This window comes from Oceanimonas doudoroffii (assembly GCF_002242685.1).
Lineage (GTDB): Bacteria > Pseudomonadota > Gammaproteobacteria > Enterobacterales > Aeromonadaceae > Oceanimonas > Oceanimonas doudoroffii.
Genome location: NZ_NBIM01000013.1, coordinates 1 through 19,567 on the forward strand (window position 1 = coordinate 1; position 19,567 = coordinate 19,567).

The window sequence follows — 19,567 nt, forward strand, 5'->3', positions numbered from 1 at the left end:
GTTGTGGAACCACCTGACTCCATGCCGAACTCAGTAGTGAAACGCACCCGCGCCGATGATAGTGTGGCAGCTGCCATGTGAAAGTAGGTCACTGCCAGGCACCCAATACCGAAAAGCCCGATACGAACGTGTCGGGCTTTTTTCGTTTCTGAACTCGCTCCGTTTCCATGGTAACGGTCGTAAGCCCAGGTATCATCACCTCTCGCGTCCTAAATGGATGATTTATGTACAGTCAGGCTGTCCTCGTCCTTTCGGTGCTTGCCGAGCGAAGAAAAAAGGCATAGCGTTAAATTGTAATAAAGCTGTCACGGCCCGGTGTTTTAACTGGGCCATGACCATGACAAGGGCCAGGCCCGGGGAGCACGCCTATGGACGGCTACGACCGCAAACGCTTTATTCTCGATACCAACGTACTGCTGCACGAACCCCTCTCCATTTATTCCTTCAAGGAACACGACGTTGTCATTCCCATGACGGTGCTGGAAGAGCTTGATCGCATCAAGGACCGGCAAAAGGATGTCAGCCGGGACGCGCGAGTGGCCATCCGCACCCTGGAGGACATTTTCCACGACGCCACTCCCGAGCAGATTATTGCCGGGGTGCCACTGGGCCTGAAGGACGACGAGGCCTCGGGCCGTATTGCCATCATTTCGGATCGTCACCTGCCGGAAGGCTATGCGGTATTTACCGATGACGAGGCCGATAACCGTATTATCAATACCGCGCTTTACCTGCAGAAACAGCATGGCGACAGCAAGGCGGTGCTGGTTACCAAAGACATCAACATGCGGCTCAAGGCCAAGGGGGCCGGCCTTGAGCATGTGGAGGACTATCGCTCCGATCAGCTGGTGGACGATATTCGGTTGTTGTCCAAGGGCTTTTGCCATCTGGAAGACAGCTTCTGGGATCGGGTGGGAGAATGTGAAAGCGCAACCCATGGCCGTGAAGTCATCCATACCGTCTCGGACGAGCTGCTGCCGGGCGCCCATATAAATCAGTACCTGATTGACGACACCGACGACTTTGCCGGCCGAGTCCTGGACAAGGACAACGGCCAGTTGCGTTTTGTGGATCTGGGCCGCGAGCGCATGATGGGACGCAAGGCCTGGGGCATACAACCCAAGAACATCTATCAGGCCATGGCCCTGGATGCCTTGCTTGATCCCCATATCGAAATGGTGATCCTGACCGGACCGGCGGGCTGCGGCAAGACCTTGCTGGCCATGGCCTCGGCGCTGGAAATGACCATAGAAAAGGGCATTTACGATAGAGTTATCGTCACCCGTAACACGCCGGAAATTGCCGAAAGCATCGGTTTTCTGCCGGGCTCGGAAGAAGAAAAGATGGCCCCCTGGCTGGCGGCCATCACCGATACTTTGGAAGTGCTGCACAAGCAGGATGAGTGCATGGACGGTTCGCTCAGTTACATCATGGGCAAGGCCAATATTCAGTTCAAGTCGGTTAACTTTATGCGCGGCCGCAGCATTCAGAACACCTTTGTGCTGCTGGACGAATGCCAGAACCTGACCGCGTCCCAGCTCAAGACCATCATTACCCGCTGTGGGGAAGGCACCAAGCTGGTGTGCTCGGGCAACCTGGCGCAGATTGACTCCAACTACCTGACACCGGTGACCTCCGGCCTGACTTATATCGTGGAACGCTTCAAGGACTTTGAAGGCAGCGCCAATGTCTACCTTAACGGCGTGATGCGCAGCCGGCTGGCATCCTTTGCCGAAGAGAACCTTTGAAAATAGCGTGAGGAGTGAAGCATATTCACTCCTCCTCCCTCTCGGCCGATCTTCCCAGATAGGCCTTCAATTCCGACGTGCGGGGCGCCAATAACAGGGCCCCGTCACCCTGTTCAATAATGCGGCCATCATGTACATAGGCAATGTGGTCGGCAACCCGGGCCGCTTCTTCCGGGTGATGAGTCACCAGCAGCACGATAAGCCCGAGTTGATCGGTTTGTGCCCGCAGCAACTGCAATAATTCAAAACGCAGTGCCGGATCCAGCGCCGAAAAGGGCTCATCCAGTAACAGCACCGGCCGCCTGCGCACCAGGCAGCGGGCCAGTCCTACCCGTTGTTGCTGCCCGCCCGACAGCTGTGCCGGCTTGCGTTTGAGCAGGTCACCAATGCCGATCTGTTCGGCTACCTCATGGACCTGTTGTTGTTGGGACGGTGTCAGTTTCAGTCCCGCGTGCAACCCGATGGCGATATTCTGGTACACGCTCATGTGCCAGAACAGGTTGTTGTCCTGAAACAGGGTGGTCATGGGCCGATCCGCCGGGGCCAGGTCATGCAAATCCTGGCCATTCAGGCTAAGTTCGCCTCCGTCGACCCGGGCAAAGCCACCCAGCATGGCCAGCAGGGTGGACTTGCCGGCACCACTGGGGCCAATCAGCGCGGTGATGGTGCCCGGCGCGGCGGTGAGGGAAAAACACTGGCGCTGCTCCGGGTAGCGGGCACTCAGGTTATTCAGCGTGAGCATGCTTGCCTCCGAGTACGCGCTCAATCAGCAGAAACAGCGTCAGGTTCAGTGCCAGCAACACCAGGGCGGTGGCAGCGGCATCGGTCATCTGGTAGCTGCCCAGCTGCTGATACAGCAGCCAGGGCAGGGTCTGCAGCCGCTGGCTGCCAAACAGGGCAATGGCACTCAGGTCCCCCAGCGACAGCATCATCGCCAGGGACAATGCCAGGGCCAGGGGTTGGCGCAGCAGGGGCCATTCCACCAGCAGAATGCGGTGCATGCCGCCGACCTTAAGGCTGGTGCACAGACGGTCGTAGCGGCGGGCCACCCGCTCCATCGGCTGTTGCAGGGTGCGCAGACCATAGGGCAGGGCCATGAGTGCGTTGACCAGCACCACCAGCAGGGGACCCAGCGCAAACACATCGGCCACTCCCCGTAACAGAATAAACAGCCCGGTCGACAGCACCACCGCAGGCAGTACCAAAATCACGGAGCCGCTGGCTTCCAGTGTGCCCGCCAGCCCGCGGCGGCCAAGATGTAGTCGCAGATAGCGGCTGGTCACCAGCAAAGCCAGGGTCAGCAATACCGACAGCAGGCCGGCACCGAGGGCAATGGTCACCGACTGCCCCAGGGCCGACCACAAGCGGGCCGAGGTCAGTGCCGGCAGCAGCCTGGAGTTCAGCCCGGCGGTAATGATGGCCAGCAACGGCGGCAGAAAAATGGCCAGCGCCACTGTCATCACCAGTGCATCGGTCAGCCGGGTACGCCACCAGGGCGCATCGTGTCGCAGGCAGGCGCTGAGCCGATCCCCCCGGTATTGCGGCGGCTTGCTGAGGGCATATTGCAGCAGCAGAAAGGAGCCGCAAAACAGCAGTTGCAACAGGGCCAGGCTGCCCGCCAGGGGCAGATCAAAGTCGTAACGCAGGGCCTGATAGATGGCCACTTCCAGGGTGGTGGATTTGGGACCGCCGCCCAGCGCCATCACGGTGGCGAAACTGGTAAAGCAGAGCATGAAGATCAGGCTGGCCAGCCCCGGCAGGGAGCCGCGCACCGCCGGCCAGATCAGCCAGCGAAACAGCTGCCGGCTGTTAAAGCCCAGCTGACTGGCCAGCCGCCACTGGCTGGCGGGAATGGCCTCGATGTTCTGCAGCAGAATGCGCGCCGCCAGCGGCATGTTGAAAAACACATGGGCCAGCAAAATACCGCTCAACCCATAGAGATAACTGACCGGTTCAAGGCCAAGCTGGGTCAGCAGCTGATTGCTCCAGCCCTGCCGGCCGTGCACCGCCACCAGTCCGAATACCACCAGGATCACCGGCAGCACCAGCGACAGGCCAAACAGCCTGAGCAGCAGGGCCCGGCCGGGAAAGCGCCGGCGCGATAAGGCCTGGGCCAGGGGCAGAGCCAGTCCCAGGCTGAGCAGGGTGGACAGGCCGGCCTGATAAAAGCTGAACCAGACCACATGGCGCAGATAGGGATCGGCCAGCACCTGTCCGGCCTGGCCGCCTCCCTGCAATAGCAGGGCGGCAATGGGCGCGGCGGTCAGCAGTACAATGGCAAGCAGGCTGAGACCACCCGGTAGCCACCATAAACGCCATGGCATCAGCGGGTGGTGGCACTCAGCCACTGGCGCAGCCATTGCCTACGCTGGTTGGCCACTTGCTCGGGGCTGAAGCTCAGGGGCAGGCTGGGAGTTACCAGCTCATCAAAGCCGGCGGGCAGCTCGGTGTCGATCACCGGATACATCCAGTTGCCGGCGGGAATGTGTTGCTGGAAACCGGGGCTGGTCATGAACTGCAGAAAACGCTCGGCCAGCTCGGGTTGGCTCGAGCCCTTGATCTTGCCGGCCACTTCCACCTGCATATAGTGGCCTTCTTCAAAGGCGGCGGCCCGGTACTGGTGTTTCTGCTCTGCCTCGATGTGGTAGGCGGGAGAGGTGGTATAAGACAGCACCATGTCGGCCTCGCCTTCCAGGAACATGCCGTAGGCCTCGCTCCAGCCCTTGGTCACCGACACGGTGCGCCCGGCCAGATTCTGCCATACCTGCGGGCTTTCGTCGCCATAGAGCTTTTGTACCCACAACAGCAGGCCCTGGCCCGGGGTGCTGGTGCGCGGATCCTGATACAGCAGGGTCAGCTCCGGGCGCTCCAACAGTTCGGCAAAGCTGGCAGGTGGGTTGGCCAGTTTGTCTGCGTTATAGATAAAGGCGAAATAGCCGTAGTCAAAGGGCAAAAAATAAGGATGGCTCCAGCCGCCGGGCAGGGTCAGCCCCTCGGGGCTGAGACCGTGAGCCGCAATAAGGCCGGTTCCTTCCGCCGCCTGCAGCAGGTTGTTGTCGAGGCCCAGCACGATATCGGCCTTGGTGTTCTCACCTTCCAGCCGGAGCCGGTTGAGAATGGACACGCCGTCATCCAGCGCCACCCATTCCAGGTTGCAGCCGCATTCGGCTTCAAAGGTGGTTTCTATGGCCGGTCCCGGACCCCATTCCGAGGCAAATGAGCTATAGGTATAGATAGTCAGCGTCGGCGTTTGTGCCGCCAACGGTGCGCTGGCCGCCAGCAGCAAGGCAAGCAGAGTCTTTTTCACTGGGCCACTCCCTGGTTGAATTATCAGCATCGGGGCGAAACAGTTGCCTTAGCCGGCGAGCCCGATTGCGAGGGGTAAGGGCGCTATTGTAGGAAGATTTACCCTGTGAAACCAGCCATTGAAAGGACAAGCCCATGTTATTCGCCAACAAGGATCAGCGGCTTTACAGCCGTCTTCAGCTCAACACCACCGTGATCCTGGCCACCACCAGCACGCGCGTGCAGGGAACCTGCCTGAACCTGAGTCCGGAAGGCGTGTTGATGGAGGTGGAATGCGGCTGTTGCCAGCCGGGTCAGCTGTGGCAACTGGTGTTGCCGGCGGCCGGAGAGCGGGTACCGCCACTCAAGGCCATGGCCCGGGTGCTGCGGGTGGAGCAGGGCGTCACCAGTGATCTGGTGGCGCTGTTTCTGGAAGACGTGCATTAAAACGCCGGCACTGGGCCGGCGTTTTGCGTTTATCGATTGAGGGTTAGAGCCAGGCGGGCTGTTGCGCCTCATAGGCATCGATCTGATCCGCGTGCTGCAGGGTCAGGCCGATGTTGTCGAGGCCGTTCAGCAGGCAGTAGCGGCGGAACTCGTCAATCTCAAAGCCAAAGGCGAGCTCGCCGGCGCGCACTTCACAGGCTTCCAGATCCACGGTGATCTCGGCGCCCTTGCTGGCCGCCACATGCTGGAACAGGCCCTCCACCTGCTCGTCGGTCAGGCGCACCGGCACCATGCCGTTGTTGATGGCATTGCCGTAGAAGATATCGGCAAAGCTGGGTGCGATTACTGCCTTGAGGCCAAAGTCAGCCAGGGCCCAAGGGGCGTGCTCGCGGCTGGAGCCACAGCCGAAGTTTTCCCGGGCCAGCAGGATCACCGACTGGTCGTAGGGGGCCTGGTTAAGCACGAACTCGGGGTTCGGTTGCTCGCCGGCGTCATCGAGAAAGCGCCAGTCGTGAAACAGGTGCTTGCCAAAGCCGGACCGGGTCACCTTTTGCAGAAACTGCTTCGGAATGATCTGATCGGTGTCTACGTTGGCCGCATCCAGGGGGGCGGCGATACCGGTTAATTGCTTGAATCCGCTCATACTATTCCCCTTACAGATCCCGAATGTCGACAAAGTGACCGAACACGGCGGCGGCGGCGGCCATGGCCGGGCTCACCAGGTGAGTGCGGCCACCCCGGCCCTGACGGCCTTCAAAGTTACGGTTGCTGGTGGCGGCACAACGCTCGCCCGGCTGCAGCCGGTCGTTGTTCATGGCCAGACACATGGAGCAACCGGGCAGGCGCCATTCAAAACCGGCTTCGATAAAGATTTTGTCGAGGCCTTCGGCTTCGGCCTGGGCCTTCACCTGCTGGGAGCCGGGCACCACCAGCGCCTGTACCCCGGCGGCCACCTTGCGGCCTCGGGCCACGTCGGCGGCGGCGCGCAGGTCTTCAATACGGCTGTTGGTGCAGGAGCCGATAAATACCTTGTCGACGTGCACGTCGGTGAGCTTGCCACCGGCGGGAATGGCCATGTACTGCAGCGCCTTGACCGCAGACTGACGCTCCACGGCATCGTCAAAGTCTTCCGGCGCCGGAATGGTGCCGTTGACCGGCATCACCTGACCCGGGTTGGTGCCCCAGGTCACCTGCGGCGCAATGGCGTTGCCGTCGAGCTCGACCACGGCGTCAAACGCGGCGCCTTCGTCGGACTTGAGGGTACGCCAGTAGGCCACGGCCTGCTCCCACTGCTCGCCTTCCGGCGCGAACGGGCGGCCCTTGAGGTAGTCAAAGGTGGTCTGATCGGGGGCGACCAGGCCGGCCTTGGCACCCAGCTCGATGGCCATGTTACAGATGGTCATGCGCGCTTCCATCGACAGCGCCTCAATGGCGCTGCCGCAGAATTCCACCACATAGCCGGTACCACCGGCGTGGCCGACTTCACCGATAATGGCCAGCACCACGTCCTTGGCGCTGATGCCCGGGTTGAGCTCGCCGTCGACCTGAATCTTCATGGTTTTGGCCCGGCCCTGCTTCAGGGTCTGGGTAGCCATGACGTGTTCTACTTCGGAGGTACCGATACCGAATGCCAGGGCGCCAAAGGCACCGTGGGTGGCGGTATGGGAGTCGCCGCAGACGATGGTGGTGCCGGGCAGGGTCAGGCCCAGCTCGGGGCCGATCACGTGCACTATGCCCTGGTACTTGTGGTGCAGGTCATACAGGGGCACGCCGAACTCTTCACAGTTCTTGGCCAGGGTTTCCATCTGAATACGAGCCATTTCACCGGAGGCGGCAATGTCGTTGGTCTCGGTGGACACGTTGTGATCCATGGTCGCCCAGGTGCGGTCGGGGCGGCGCAGCTTGCGGCCCTTTTCGCGCAGGCCGTCAAAGGCCTGGGGCGAAGTCACTTCGTGCACCAGATGGCGGTCAATGTAGAGCAGCGGCGTTTCACCGGCTTCATTACGCACCAGGTGGGCGTCAAATACTTTCTGATAAAGGGTCTTGGCCATTAGCTTGCTCTCCGAATGCGTGACACTATCTGCTCACCCATTTGACTGGTGGACTGCACCGGATGTTCGGCCTTGTCGCTGTAAAGATCGCCGGTGAAGTAACCGGCGGCCAGGGTTTCGGCCACGGCGCGCTCAATGGCCTGGGCCGCTTCTTCCTGCTTGAAACTGTAACGCAGCATCAGGGCGGCAGACAAAATCTGGGCGATGGGGTTGGCAATGCCCTTGCCGGCGATGTCCGGGGCCGAGCCGCCGGCGGGCTCGTACAGGCCAAAGCCCTGGTCGTTCAGGCTGACGGAGGGCAGCAGGCCCATGGAGCCGGTGATCATCGCCATTTCGTCGGAGACGATGTCGCCGAACAGGTTGGAGCACAGCAGCACATCGAACTGGGACGGATCCTTGATCAGCTGCATGGTGGCGTTGTCGATGTAGATGTGATTCAGGGTCACGTCCGGGTAATCCTTGGCAACTTCGGTCACTACTTCCCGCCACAGAATGGAGGCCTGCAGTACGTTGGCCTTGTCCACGGAAGTGACCACGCCACGGCGGCCCTGAGCCGCTTCAAAGGCCAGGCGAGCGATGCGCTCGATTTCATAGCGGTGATACACTTCGGTATCGAACGCCTTTTCTTCCGGGCCTGAGCCTTCCCGGCCCTTGGGCTGACCGAAGTAGATGCCGCCGGTGAGCTCGCGCATGCACACGATATCAAAGCCCCGGGCGCTGATGTCGGCGCGCAGCGGTGAGAAGCCTTCCAGACCCTGATAGATTTTGGCCGGACGCATGTTGCAGAACAGCTTGAAGTGACCACGCAGGGGCAGCAGGGCGCCGCGCTCGGGCTGTTCATTGGGGGGCAGGTTTTCCCACTTGGGGCCACCCACCGAGCCAAACAGCACGGCGTCGGCGGCTTCACAGCCGGCCAGGGTGGCGGCGGGCAGGGGAGAGCCGTGGTTATCGATGGCGATACCGCCCACGTCATGGTGGCTGAATTCCAGTTGCAGGCCGAACTCGGCCTGCACCTTATCCAGCACGCGAATGGCTTCGGCCATTACTTCCGGGCCAATGCCGTCACCCGGCAATACCGCGACCTTGTAGCTTGCGCTCATGTTCACACTGTCTCCATACGAATTTTTTTCTGAATTTCTTCTTTCTTTTCCGCGACCTGTTCGGCCCGGTAAATACAGTTAATCACGTGTATCAGCGCCTGGGCAGAGGACTCGACGATGTCGGTGGCCAGGCCCATGCCGTGGAACTTGCGGCCCTTGTATTCGGCGACGATGTCCACCTGACCGAGGGCGTCTTTTCCTTCGCCTTTGCTCTGCAGCTCATATTTGTCGATGCGAATGTCGTAGCCGGTGACCCGGTTGATGCACTGGTAGACGGCGTCGACCGGGCCGTTGCCCACGGCGGCTTCGTTGACCACGTCGCCGCCCACTTCCATGCGTACGCTGGCGGTGGACATGACGTTGCTGCCGGACTGCACGCTCAGGTACTTGAGCTTGAACTGCTCGGGCTCCTCGTGGATCTGGCTGAAGAACACCAGGGCTTCCAGATCGTAGTCAAACACCTGGCCCTTGCGGTCGGCCAGTGCCAGGAAGCTGGCATAGAGGGTGTCGAGATCATAGTCCTGCTCGCTGTAGCCCATTTCACTCATGCGGTGCTTGATCACATGACGGCCGGAGCGGGACGTCAGGTTGAGTTGGTTCTTGGGCAGGCCGATGCTCTCGGGGGTGATGATTTCGTAAGTGTTCTTGTTCTTGAGCACGCCGTCCTGGTGAATACCGGAGGAGTGGGCAAAGGCGTTGGCACCGACGATGGCCTTGTTGGGTTGCACCGGCATGTTGCACAGGTTACGCACCAGCTGGCTGGTCCGGTAAATTTCCTGGCTCTTGATGTTGGTGTGCACGCCGAGCAGCTCGCCCCGGGTCTTCATCACCATGGCCACTTCTTCCAGCGAGCAGTTGCCGGCCCGCTCGCCGATGCCGTTGATGGTACATTCGATCTGGCGCGCACCCTGCTGCACGGCGGCGATGGAGTTGGCCACCGACATGCCGAGGTCGTCGTGGCAGTGCACTGAGATCACCGCTTCGTGAATATTGGGCACTCGCTCGAACAGGGTCTGAATAATGCCGCCAAACTCGCTGGGCACGGTATAACCCACGGTGTCGGGAATGTTCACGGTGCGGGCACCGGCCTTGATCACGGCTTCCACCATGCGGCACAGGTTGTCGATGGGGGTACGACCGGCGTCTTCGCAGGAGAATTCCACGTCGTCGGTGTAGCCGCGAGCATGCTTGACCGCCGCCACGCTCATTTCCACCACGGAATCGAAGTCCTTGCGCAGCTTGCTCTGCACATGAATGTCGGAGGTGGAGATAAAGGTGTGAATACGGAACTGATCCGCTACCCGCAGGGCCTCGCCGGCGGCGTCGATGTCGGCCTTGAGGGCGCGGGACAGGGCACAGACCCGGCTGTTCTTGATGTGGCGGGCAATGGTCTGCACCGACTCGAAATCGCCGGGGGAGGAGATGGGAAAGCCCACTTCCATTACGTCGACACCGAGCCGTTCCAGAGCCTGGGCGATCTGCAGTTTTTCCTTGACGGTCAGGCTGGCGGAAAGCGCCTGTTCACCGTCCCGCAAGGTGGTATCGAATATAATGACCTGGTTCGACATGTCGCTTTCCTCTGTGTGTCCGTGCCGCCCGAAGCAGAATGAAAAAAAACCCGTGCGGACGGCACGGGTTTTTGAATGTGAAACTGTGTGAATGATGAATTCCAGCTACGCCTAACCCCGCGCGTTATTGCACCTTGTCGGTTAGTAGTAGTAGCTGAATTTGCTTTTGCATGGTCACTCACATCAGAAAGAATCCGTTAACAACGCTATACAGATAACGATTAACGACGGCGCTGTCAACTTTGTGCTGAACCCAAAACGATGGGGATTAAACGGAATGCTAGCGCCACAAAACCTTAATGTGGTTTTTTGTGCTGCCTTTTGAGTTTTGGTCTAAATAATGATTCTGGCAATTGCGGGGTTATTGTTGTGATTGTTTTGTTGTTGCGCTTGCGTCATTCGTTTGGAGTGTTTGGCGAGGCTTTGACCGCTGGCGCCAGCCGCGGCGTTTTGTTGGCGCTGTCCTGCGCGAGACGGGCGTGGCAGGCTGTTTAGCGCGGAGCCAAGGTATTTGCCAAAGCCCGTAGACAACGGATTTAAAGCAGGTTAAGGTGATTTTTCATCCTTTTTCTGCTTATCTTCAGCTTCGCTGTTGTAAGTTGTTGTTTTATAAATATAAAAAGTCACTCATTTTGTCACATTGCCCGGCTGCCGGCCGTGCGCCGTGGTGCCAGGGAGTGGCAAGGTGAACGGAGCAGAGCCTGGAGGGCTTTACCATGGAGATGTTATCAGGCGCAGAAATGGTCGTGCGGGCGCTGGAGGACCAGGGAATTGATTACCTGTTTGGTTATCCCGGTGGCTCGGTACTGGACATCTATGATGCCTTGTTTGAAAACAGCAAAATAGAGCACGTGCTGGTGCGCCATGAACAGGCGGCCGTGCACATGGCCGATGGTTATTCACGGGCCACCGGCAAGGTGGGCACCGTGCTGGTTACCTCGGGTCCCGGTGCGACCAACTGCATTACCGGCATTGCTACCGCCTATATGGATTCCATTCCCATGGTGGTGCTGTCGGGCCAGGTACCGACCAACTACATTGGTGATGATGCCTTTCAGGAAACCGACATGATCGGTATTTCCCGCCCCATCGTGAAGCACAGCTTCTTGTGTAAAAAGGCGTCCGATATTCCGCTGGCGATCAGGAAAGCCTATTACATCGCCGCTTCCGGCCGGCCCGGCCCTGTGGTGGTGGACCTGCCCAAGGACATTCAGAACCCGAAGGAAAAGCACCCCTACATCTATCCGGCGTCGGTGGACATGCGCTCCTACAACCCTACCGGGGTGGGCCACAAGGGCCAGATCAAGAAGGCGATGAAGGCCCTGGCCGACGCCAAGCGCCCGGTGATGTATGTGGGCGGCGGCGCCATTACCGCCGACGCCAGCAGCCTGGTGGTACAACTGGCCGAGCAGTTCAACCTGCCGGTCACCAACACCCTGATGGGTCTGGGCGTGATGCCCGGTACCCACAAGCAGTTCATCGGCATGCTGGGCATGCATGGCACTTATGAAGCCAACAAGACCATGCATAACTCGGATCTGATCCTGGCCATCGGTGCCCGCTTCGACGACCGGGTCACCAACAACGTGGCCAAGTTCTGCCCCCATGCCACCATAGTGCATGTGGACGTGGACCCCACCTCCATCTCCAAGACCATTCAGGCTCACATTCCCATTGTGGGGTCGGCCGACACCGTGCTGGCCCAGATGCTGGAAGCCATTCGCGAGCTGGGCCTGCAGCCCGACACCCAGGCGCTGGACGACTGGTGGGTGCAGATCGAGCAGTGGCGTGAGCGTCAGTGCCTGAACTATGAAAAGAGCGACAAGTACATCAAGCCCCAGCAGGTGATGGAATCGGTCTACCGCATCACCGAGGGCAAGGCCATCATCAGTTCCGACGTGGGTCAGCACCAGATGTTTGCCGCGCTCTACTACCCCTATGACAAGCCCCGGCAGTGGATTAACTCCGGTGGTCTGGGCACCATGGGCTTTGGCCTGCCCGCCGCCATGGGCGCCAAGCTGGGTTGCCCCGAGGCGGTGTCGGTGTGCGTGACCGGTGACGGCTCCATTCAGATGAACATTCAGGAGCTGTCCACCTGTATGCAATACAACATACCGGTGAAAATCATCTCCATGAACAACAGCGCCCTGGGCATGGTGAAGCAGTGGCAGAAGATGTTCTATGAAGGCCGCCAGAGCCATTCCTACATGGACTCGCTGCCCGACTTCGTCAAGCTGGCCGAGTCTTACGGCCATGTGGGCATGAAGGTGACGGATCCGGCCAAGCTGGATGAAGCCCTGGAGAAGTGCTTCTCCATGACCGACAAGCTGGTATTCATGGATATTCAGATCGATCCGGAAGAGCATGTATATCCCATGCAAATCAAGACCGGAGCCATGGATGAAATGTGGTTGAGCAAAACGGAGCGAACCTGATGCGGCGTATTATTTCCCTGTTGCTGGAAAATGAGTCCGGTGCCCTGAGCCGGGTGGTGGGGCTGTTTTCCCAGCGGGCCTATAACATTGAAACCCTGACAGTGGCGCCCACCGAGGATCCCACCCTGTCGCGCATGACCATAGTCACCACAGGTGACGAGCGGGTGATCGAGCAGATCACCAAGCAGCTCAACAAGCTGGTGGACGTGCTTAAGGTCAGCGACCTGACCGACGGCGATCACATCGAGCGGGAAATTGTGCTGGTCAAGGTGCGCGCCGACGGCAGTAACCGCGACGAGGTTAAGCGCACCGCCGACATCTTTCGCGGCCAGATCGTGGATGTTACGCCGCACCTGTATACGGTGCAGCTGGTGGGCACCAGCGATAAGCTCGACGCCTTTATTCGCAACATGAGCGACACCACCGAAGTGGTGGAAGTGGTGCGCAGCGGCGTCTGTGGCGTGTCCCGGGGTGAAAAGGCCCTACGCGCCTGAGCCGCCGGCCGCTGAATGCAAAAACCGCCCGCGGGCGGTTTTTTTGTGGCCGTAAACGGGGGCTCCTATGCTTTAACGCAGGAGGCTCTGATGCGCTATCACTCTTTGTTCTGGCTGTCGTGGTTCTGGCTGGTGCCGGCGCAGGCCGATACCATGCGCTGTGACAACCACCTGATCACCCGCGGTGATCCGGTGGCCCTGTTGTTGCTGCACTGCGGTGAGCCGCTGGTGCGGGAGCGGGCCTGGCGTCATTTTCATGACCGCTACGGTTACCGCCACAGCCGTGCCGACGGTGAACGCTGGACCTATCATTTCGGCCGGCATCAATTTATGCAGATCGTCACCATTCGCCACGGCCGCGTGGTGCGCATTGAAAACGGCCCCCGGGGCTGACCCCGATTAGCTTGACCCGGCTCCCGGGGCGTTTCAAAAAAAGTTGACATTCGTTACCAGCGATTGAAAATCAGAGCCAGAGATATGGGTGGGAGCCAGCAATGCCAACGGAGAGTGGAACGGCCCGGAGCGGGTCGGCCCTTGTGCTGAACAATACGGCCACGGATATCGCCTTGAGTGCACCGCACGAGGCGCTGTTGCTGTATGCGGAGCTGGTCGAGGGACTGGCGATGCTCTACGGCCGGCATGCCGAGGCGGTGCTCTATTCCCTGCATGAGCCGGCCGGCGTGGCCCTGCGGGTAGCCGGCGGCAACCGCCAGCCCGGTGCCGCCATGACCGATGCCGAGCAGCGGCTGCTGGCCGAGCTGCAGCGTCGGGGCGGCAACCGGCTGTGTCTGACCCATCAGCGCCTGGGGGCACCGGTGCGCAGCCTGTTGCAGGCCTTGCGCGGCCCCGCCGGTGAGCTCACCGGCGTGCTCTGCCTGCACCTGGATCTAAGCGCGCCCCTGCATCAGCTGGTGGCCGATTTGCTGCCACCGGAAAACGAGCGGCCCCAGGCCTCGGCGGAAAACTTCAGCAACAACGTGGAAGAGCTGGTCACCCTTACCGTGGAGCGCACCATAGACGCCATCAATGCCGATCCGGACGTGGCCAACAACGCCAAGAACAAGCAGATTGTCACCACCCTCTTTGAAAAAGGCATCTTCGACATCAAGGACGCCATTGCCATGGTGTCGGACAAGCTCAACATTTCCAAACACACTGTCTACCTCTATATCAGACAGAAGAAACGCGATGACGAAGAGACATCGCCCAAATAACCAGGAGAACCCATGACTAAAACCGTAATCGCCACCGACCAGGCTCCCGCCGCCATTGGCCCCTATGTGCAGGCCACCCGTGTAGGCAACATGGTCTACACCTCTGGCCAGATCCCCCTGGACCCGGCCAGCATGGACGTGGTGGAAGGCGGCATTGAGGCCCAGACCAAGCAGGTAATGGACAACCTGATGGCGGTACTGGCCGAAGCCGGTGCCGATGCCTCCAGTGTGGTCAAGACCACCTGCTTCCTGTCCGACATGAACAACTTCCTGGCCTTCAACGAAGTCTATGCCAGCTACTTTGCCGCCGGCGCCCCGGCCCGCTCCTGTGTGGAGGTGGCCCGCCTGCCCAAGGACGTGCTGGTGGAAGTGGAAGCCATCGCCCTGGTCAAGTAAGTGCCTCAAAGAGCGGCTGCGGCCGCTCTTTTTCTTTCTGCGGATTTACTCTCATGACCGAGACTCCCCTGCATTTTGCCCTGCTGGTCACCGGCCCCTGTTACGGCACTCAAGGCGCCGCCGACGCCTGGCGTTTTGCCGCCGCCGTGCTGGCGCAGGGCCATGCCATCGACAACGTGTTCTTCTATCAGGAAGGGGTGCATAACGGTAATGCCCTGGTGCAGCCCGCCAGTGATGAATTTGACCTTCACCGGGCCTGGGTGGAACTGGCCGAGCGCCATGCATTTACCCTGGACCTGTGTGTGGCGGCGGCGCTGCGGCGAGGGGTGTGTGACCAAAGTGGTGCCAGTGAAACCGGCCTGGCCGACGGCAATGTAACCGCGCCCTTTCGCCTCAGTGGCCTTGGCGCCCTGGCCCAGGCGGCGTTGACCGCCGATCGCGTGGTGCAATTCTGATGAACAAGGTTGCCTTTATATTTCATACGCCGCCCCATGGCAGTGCCGCCGGCCGTGAAGGACTGGACGCGGTGCTGGCCGCCTCGGCCCTGAGCGAGGAGCTGGCGGTGTTCTTTATCGATGACGGTGTCTATCAGCTCAAATCCGGGCAGGCACCGGCGGCCATTCACGGCCGGGACTATGCCCCCACCTTTGGCCTGCTGGAGCTATATGACATTGAGCGAGTGTATGTGTGCGCCGAGTCCCTGGCCGAACGGGGGCTGACCCAGGCCGAGCTGACCATAGATACCATTCTCTGTGACGCGCACGAGCTCGGCTGCCGCCTGGCCGAGCACCATGTGCGCCTGACTTTCTGAGGACTTATGCTGCATACCGTCAAGGACTCCCCCTTAAGCCATCGCAGCCTGGATCGGGTGTTGCTCCGTCTGCGGCCGGAGGATCACCTGGTGCTGTGGCAGGATGCGGTGATCGCCGCCACCCTGCCGGCCTGGCAGGCCCGGCTGCAGCCCCTGGCCGACGCCGGTCACCTGCATGTGATGCTCGAAGATCTTGAGGCTCGCGGCCTTGAAACCCTTGTGGGCAAGCCGCTCACCATGACCGGCCTGGTCGATCTGGTGGTGGAGCAGGGCAGTCCCACGGCCTGGTAACCGGCATGCCGGGCACCAGTGACGGCGGTCGGCACGCAGAGCATCCTGCCACGGCCCGCCGGTAACTGTATAAATCTTGACTTGCCTCAAGGGCAGGAATAGAATTTTGCGTCCCCGCATTTGGGGATGGATTTTTTCAACTGTAGAACGACATTATCAGGAGCTGTAATGGCAACTATTAACCAGCTGGTGCGCAAGCCTCGCCAACAAGCCGTTGCTAAAAGCAACGTGCCGGCGCTGGAAGCCTGCCCGCAGAAGCGCGGCGTGTGCACCCGCGTATACACCACCACTCCGAAGAAGCCGAACTCCGCATTGCGTAAAGTGTGCCGTGTTCGTCTGACCAACGGCTTCGAAGTGAACTCCTACATCGGTGGTGAAGGCCACAACCTGCAGGAGCACTCCGTTGTTCTGATCCGCGGTGGTCGTGTTAAAGACCTTCCCGGTGTGCGTTACCACACCGTGCGCGGCGCGCTGGACACCTCCGGTGTTTCCGCTCGTCGTCAGGGCCGCTCCAAGTACGGCGCCAAGAAGCCCAAGGCTTAATGGTTCTCCGTTAAGTAAGGCCAAACATTTATTTTATTAACCTGTTTTGTTTTGGGTTATTCCTGAAGTTACGGAGAGTTTGCAATGCCAAGACGTCGCGTAATCGGCCAGCGTAAAATCCTGCCGGATCCCAAGTTCGGATCCGAGCTGCTGGCAAAGTTTGTTAACGTAGTAATGGTAGACGGCAAGAAGTCTACCTCTGAAAAGATTGTTTACGGTGCCCTGGACATCGTTGCTGCCAAAACCAGCAAAGAACACCTGGCGCTGTTCGAAGAAGCCCTGGACAACGTTCGTCCTACTGTTGAAGTTAAATCCCGCCGGGTTGGTGGTTCTACCTACCAGGTACCGGTTGAAGTTCGCCCTGTGCGTCGCAACGCCCTGGCCATGCGCTGGCTGGTGGAAGCTGCGCGCAAGCGTGGTGAAAAATCCATGGCCCAGCGTCTGGCTGGCGAGCTGATGGATGCCTCTGAAAACAAAGGCTCCGCGGTTAAGAAACGTGAAGACGTTCACCGCATGGCCGAAGCCAACAAGGCCTTCGCTCACTACCGCTGGTAATGAGAGCGGGCGCGGCGCATGCCGCGCCCCTTGTGGCTCACTAAGGACATTCGACCTTGGCAAGAGGATCTTATTGTGGCTCGTACAACTCCGATTGAGCGCTATCGTAATATCGGTATCAGTGCTCACATTGACGCCGGCAAAACCACCACCACCGAGCGCATCCTGTTCTATACAGGCGTGAACCACAAGCTGGGTGAAGTGCATGATGGCGCCGCCACCATGGACTGGATGGAGCAGGAGCAGGAGCGTGGTATTACCATCACCTCTGCGGCCACCACCTGTTTCTGGGACGGCATGGCGCACCAGTTTCCCCAGCATCGCATCAACATCATCGATACTCCCGGACACGTTGACTTCACCATTGAAGTGGAACGCTCCATGCGGGTACTCGACGGTGCCGTGATGGTGTATTGCGCGGTGGGTGGTGTTCAGCCCCAGTCCGAGACGGTATGGCGTCAGGCCAACAAGTATCACGTTCCCCGTATTGCCTTCGTCAACAAGATGGACCGTACCGGTGCCAACTTTCTGCGCGTGGTCGAGCAAATCAAGACCCGCCTGAAAGGCATGCCCGTGCCGGTTCAGCTGCCCATCGGTGCGGAAGACCACTTCCGTGGTGTGGTGGATCTGGTCAAGATGAAAGCCATTGACTGGAACGAAGACGACAACGGCACCAGCTTTGAATATCACGATATTCCTGCCGAGCTGCAGGAGCTGGCCGAAACGTGGCACCAGAACCTGGTTGAAGCCGCCGCCGAAGCCAGCGAAGAGCTGATGGAAAAATACCTGGAAGAAGGCGAGCTGAGCGAGGAGGAGATCAAATCCGGCCTGCGCAGTCGCGTCCTCAACAATGAGGTGATTCTGGTTACCTGTGGATCCGCGTTCAAGAACAAGGGTGTACAGGCCATGCTCGACGTGGTGGTGGAGTACCTGCCGTCTCCGGTGGAAGTACCTGCCATTGCCGGTGTGAAGGAAGACGGCGAAACGCCCGATACCCGTCCCGCCGACGACGCCGCGCCTTTTGCCGCGCTGGCGTTCAAGATCGCCACCGATCCCTTTGTGGGCAACCTGACCTTCTTCCGCGTCTACTCCGGTGTGGTCAGCACCGGCGATACCTTGATGAACTCGGTCAAGGGCAAGCGCGAGCGCATCGGCCGCATCGTACAGATGCACGCCAACAAGCGTGACGAAATCAAGTCGGTGTGTGCCGGTGACATCGCCGCCGCCATCGGCCTGAAAGACGTGACCACGGGTGACACCCTGTGTGCCCCGGATGCACCCATCATTCTGGAACGGATGGAATTCCCCGAGCCGGTTATCTCCGTGGCGGTCGAGCCGAGAACCAAGGCCGATCAGGAGAAAATGGGCCTGGCCTTGGGCCGTCTGGCCCAGGAAGATCCTTCGTTCCGGGTCTGGACCGACGAAGAGTCCGGCCAGACCATTATCGCCGGCATGGGCGAACTGCACCTGGACATCATCGTGGACCGCATGAAACGCGAGTTCAAGGTGGAGGCCAACGTGGGCAAGCCCCAGGTGGCCTTCCGCGAAACCATTCGTGGTTCCGTGGAGCAGGAAGGCAAGTTCGTGCGCCAGTCCGGTGGTCGTGGTCAGTTTGGTCATGTCTGGATCAAGATCGAGCCCCAGGAGCAGGGCGCCGGCTACACCTTCGTGAACGCCATTGTGGGCGGTGTGATTCCCAAGGAATACATACCCGCCGTGGACAAGGGCATTCAGGAGCAGATGAAGCAGGGCGTACTGGCCGGTTACCCGATCGAAGACCTCAAAGTCACCCTGTACGATGGCTCGTTCCACGATGTTGACTCTTCCGAAATGGCCTTTAAGATCGCCGGTTCCATGGCGTTCAAGGCGGGTTTCATGAAGTGTAACCCGGCTCTGCTCGAGCCCCTGATGAAGGTGGAAGTGGAAACGCCGGAGGAGTATATGGGTGATGTGATCGGCGACGTGAACCGTCGTCGCGGCATCATCGAAGGCATGGAAGATGGCGCCACCGGCAAGATTGTGAATGCCCTGGTTCCGCTGTCCGAAATGTTCGGTTACGCTACCGACCTGCGTTCGCAGTCTCAGGGTCGTGCTTCCTACTCCATGGAGTTTGCCAAGTACGCCGAAGTGCCTGCGAACATGGCCGAGGCAGTGGTTGCTGCCCGCCGAGGTTATTAATTTTTGTTAAATCTTCCCGTCCGCCGTTTCGGACGGGAGCAAATCAGGAAGGACTAGTCCGTGTCTAAAGAAAAATTTGAACGTACGAAACCGCACGTTAACGTTGGTACCATCGGCCACGTTGACCACGGTAAAACCACTCTGACTGCTGCCATCACCAACGTGCTGGCCAAGCAGTTTGGCGGTGCCGCTCGCGCCTTCGACCAGATCGATAACGCTCCGGAAGAAAAGGCCCGTGGTATCACCATCGCCGCTTCTCACGTTGAGTACGACACCGAAACTCGTCACTACGCTCACGTTGACTGCCCCGGCCACGCCGACTACGTGAAAAACATGATCACCGGTGCTGCCCAGATGGACGGCGCGATCCTGGTAGTTGCCGCCACCGACGGCCCCATGCCGCAAACCCGTGAGCACATCCTGCTGGCCCGCCAGGTAGGCGTACCTTACA

21 protein-coding genes and 1 rRNA gene are annotated in these 19,567 nt (G+C 59.8%); 15 read left to right on the plus strand and 7 right to left on the minus strand.

Features of this window, described 5'->3' with window-relative positions:
• Both rrf and B6S08_RS17895 read left to right on the plus strand, forming a co-directional pair.
• Positions 1-100 (plus strand): 5S ribosomal RNA (gene rrf / locus B6S08_RS18720); the annotation flags it as partial.
• Positions 101-368: 268 nt separating this feature from the next.
• Positions 369-1,748 carry a PhoH family protein gene (locus tag B6S08_RS17895; RefSeq protein ID WP_094202172.1) on the plus strand — a complete coding sequence of 460 codons (1,380 nt, stop codon included), beginning with the start codon at positions 369-371 and terminating at the stop codon, positions 1,746-1,748.
• Positions 1,749-1,773: 25 nt separating this feature from the next.
• On the opposite strand, the gene thiQ is transcribed toward B6S08_RS17895, so the two are convergent.
• From thiQ to thiB, 3 genes are read right to left on the minus strand one after another with little or no spacing between them, the layout of a single operon-like run.
• The gene (thiQ, locus tag B6S08_RS17900; protein ID WP_094202173.1) at positions 1,774-2,490 is read right to left on the minus strand and encodes a thiamine ABC transporter ATP-binding protein; all 717 of its coding nucleotides are present in this window, start codon (positions 2,488-2,490) and stop codon (positions 1,774-1,776) included.
• The gene (gene thiP, locus B6S08_RS17905; RefSeq protein ID WP_094202174.1) at positions 2,474-4,072 is read right to left on the minus strand and encodes a thiamine/thiamine pyrophosphate ABC transporter permease; all 1,599 of its coding nucleotides are present in this window, start codon (positions 4,070-4,072) and stop codon (positions 2,474-2,476) included. Before thiP ends, thiQ begins: the two co-directional genes overlap by 17 nt.
• Complete coding sequence (gene thiB / locus B6S08_RS17910; protein ID WP_211284268.1) at positions 4,072-5,043, minus strand: thiamine ABC transporter substrate binding subunit; 972 nt, start codon at positions 5,041-5,043, stop codon at positions 4,072-4,074. The genes thiP and thiB overlap by 1 nt, the downstream gene beginning before the upstream one ends.
• 146 nt (positions 5,044-5,189) lie before the next feature.
• On the opposite strand from thiB, the gene B6S08_RS17915 reads away from it, so the two are divergent.
• On the plus strand, positions 5,190-5,480 hold the full coding sequence (locus B6S08_RS17915) for a PilZ domain-containing protein (RefSeq protein ID WP_094202176.1): 291 nt from the start codon (positions 5,190-5,192) through the stop codon (positions 5,478-5,480).
• 43 nt (positions 5,481-5,523) lie between these two features.
• Here the strand turns inward: B6S08_RS17915 and leuD are convergent, their stop codons facing one another.
• From leuD to leuA, 4 genes are read right to left on the minus strand one after another with little or no spacing between them, the layout of a single operon-like run.
• A complete protein-coding gene (gene leuD / locus B6S08_RS17920) occupies positions 5,524-6,123 on the minus strand; it encodes a 3-isopropylmalate dehydratase small subunit (protein ID WP_094202177.1) in 600 nt (199 codons plus the stop codon).
• Between the two features lie 10 nt (positions 6,124-6,133).
• Entirely contained in the window at positions 6,134-7,531 is a 1,398-nt protein-coding gene (leuC, locus tag B6S08_RS17925; RefSeq protein ID WP_094202178.1) for a 3-isopropylmalate dehydratase large subunit, read from the minus strand.
• Positions 7,531-8,631, minus strand: a complete 1,101-nt coding sequence (gene leuB / locus B6S08_RS17930) for a 3-isopropylmalate dehydrogenase (RefSeq protein ID WP_094202179.1) — start codon at positions 8,629-8,631, stop codon at positions 7,531-7,533. Before leuB ends, leuC begins: the two co-directional genes overlap by 1 nt.
• 2 nt (positions 8,632-8,633) lie before the next feature.
• On the minus strand, positions 8,634-10,199 hold the full coding sequence (gene leuA / locus B6S08_RS17935) for a 2-isopropylmalate synthase (RefSeq protein WP_094202180.1): 1,566 nt from the start codon (positions 10,197-10,199) through the stop codon (positions 8,634-8,636).
• Positions 10,200-10,915: 716 nt separating this feature from the next.
• Between leuA and B6S08_RS17940 the strand changes: the two genes are divergently transcribed.
• The 12 genes from B6S08_RS17940 to B6S08_RS17995 all read left to right on the plus strand — a co-directional run.
• On the plus strand, positions 10,916-12,634 hold the full coding sequence (locus B6S08_RS17940; protein WP_094202181.1) for an acetolactate synthase 3 large subunit: 1,719 nt from the start codon (positions 10,916-10,918) through the stop codon (positions 12,632-12,634).
• Complete coding sequence (gene ilvN, locus B6S08_RS17945) at positions 12,634-13,128, plus strand: acetolactate synthase small subunit (RefSeq protein ID WP_094202182.1); 495 nt, start codon at positions 12,634-12,636, stop codon at positions 13,126-13,128. The genes B6S08_RS17940 and ilvN overlap by 1 nt, the downstream gene beginning before the upstream one ends.
• A gap of 90 nt (positions 13,129-13,218) precedes the next feature.
• Positions 13,219-13,521, plus strand: coding sequence for a DUF2845 domain-containing protein (locus B6S08_RS17950; RefSeq protein WP_094202183.1), 303 nt, complete (start codon positions 13,219-13,221; stop codon positions 13,519-13,521).
• Positions 13,522-13,694: 173 nt separating this feature from the next.
• Positions 13,695-14,342, plus strand: a complete 648-nt coding sequence (locus B6S08_RS17955; protein WP_245849895.1) for a helix-turn-helix transcriptional regulator — start codon at positions 13,695-13,697, stop codon at positions 14,340-14,342.
• Between the two features lie 12 nt (positions 14,343-14,354).
• A complete protein-coding gene (locus B6S08_RS17960) occupies positions 14,355-14,738 on the plus strand; it encodes a RidA family protein (protein ID WP_094202184.1) in 384 nt (127 codons plus the stop codon).
• Between the two features lie 53 nt (positions 14,739-14,791).
• The gene (gene tusD, locus B6S08_RS17965; protein ID WP_094202185.1) at positions 14,792-15,193 is read left to right on the plus strand and encodes a sulfurtransferase complex subunit TusD; all 402 of its coding nucleotides are present in this window, start codon (positions 14,792-14,794) and stop codon (positions 15,191-15,193) included.
• A complete protein-coding gene (gene tusC, locus B6S08_RS17970; RefSeq protein WP_094202186.1) occupies positions 15,193-15,549 on the plus strand; it encodes a sulfurtransferase complex subunit TusC in 357 nt (118 codons plus the stop codon). Before tusD ends, tusC begins: the two co-directional genes overlap by 1 nt.
• Before the next feature lie 6 nt (positions 15,550-15,555).
• Positions 15,556-15,840 carry a sulfurtransferase complex subunit TusB gene (gene tusB, locus B6S08_RS17975; RefSeq protein ID WP_094202187.1) on the plus strand — a complete coding sequence of 95 codons (285 nt, stop codon included), beginning with the start codon at positions 15,556-15,558 and terminating at the stop codon, positions 15,838-15,840.
• Between the two features lie 168 nt (positions 15,841-16,008).
• Positions 16,009-16,383: a 30S ribosomal protein S12 gene (rpsL, locus tag B6S08_RS17980; RefSeq protein ID WP_014293656.1), complete on the plus strand. Its 375-nt coding sequence runs from the start codon at positions 16,009-16,011 to the stop codon at positions 16,381-16,383.
• 84 nt (positions 16,384-16,467) lie between these two features.
• Positions 16,468-16,938 carry a 30S ribosomal protein S7 gene (gene rpsG / locus B6S08_RS17985; protein ID WP_094202188.1) on the plus strand — a complete coding sequence of 157 codons (471 nt, stop codon included), beginning with the start codon at positions 16,468-16,470 and terminating at the stop codon, positions 16,936-16,938.
• Positions 16,939-17,013: 75 nt separating this feature from the next.
• Positions 17,014-19,116, plus strand: coding sequence for an elongation factor G (fusA, locus tag B6S08_RS17990; protein WP_094202189.1), 2,103 nt, complete (start codon positions 17,014-17,016; stop codon positions 19,114-19,116).
• Between the two features lie 60 nt (positions 19,117-19,176).
• A partial coding sequence (locus B6S08_RS17995) for a GTP-binding protein (protein ID WP_211284266.1) occupies positions 19,177-19,567 on the plus strand: 391 nt, incomplete at its 3' end.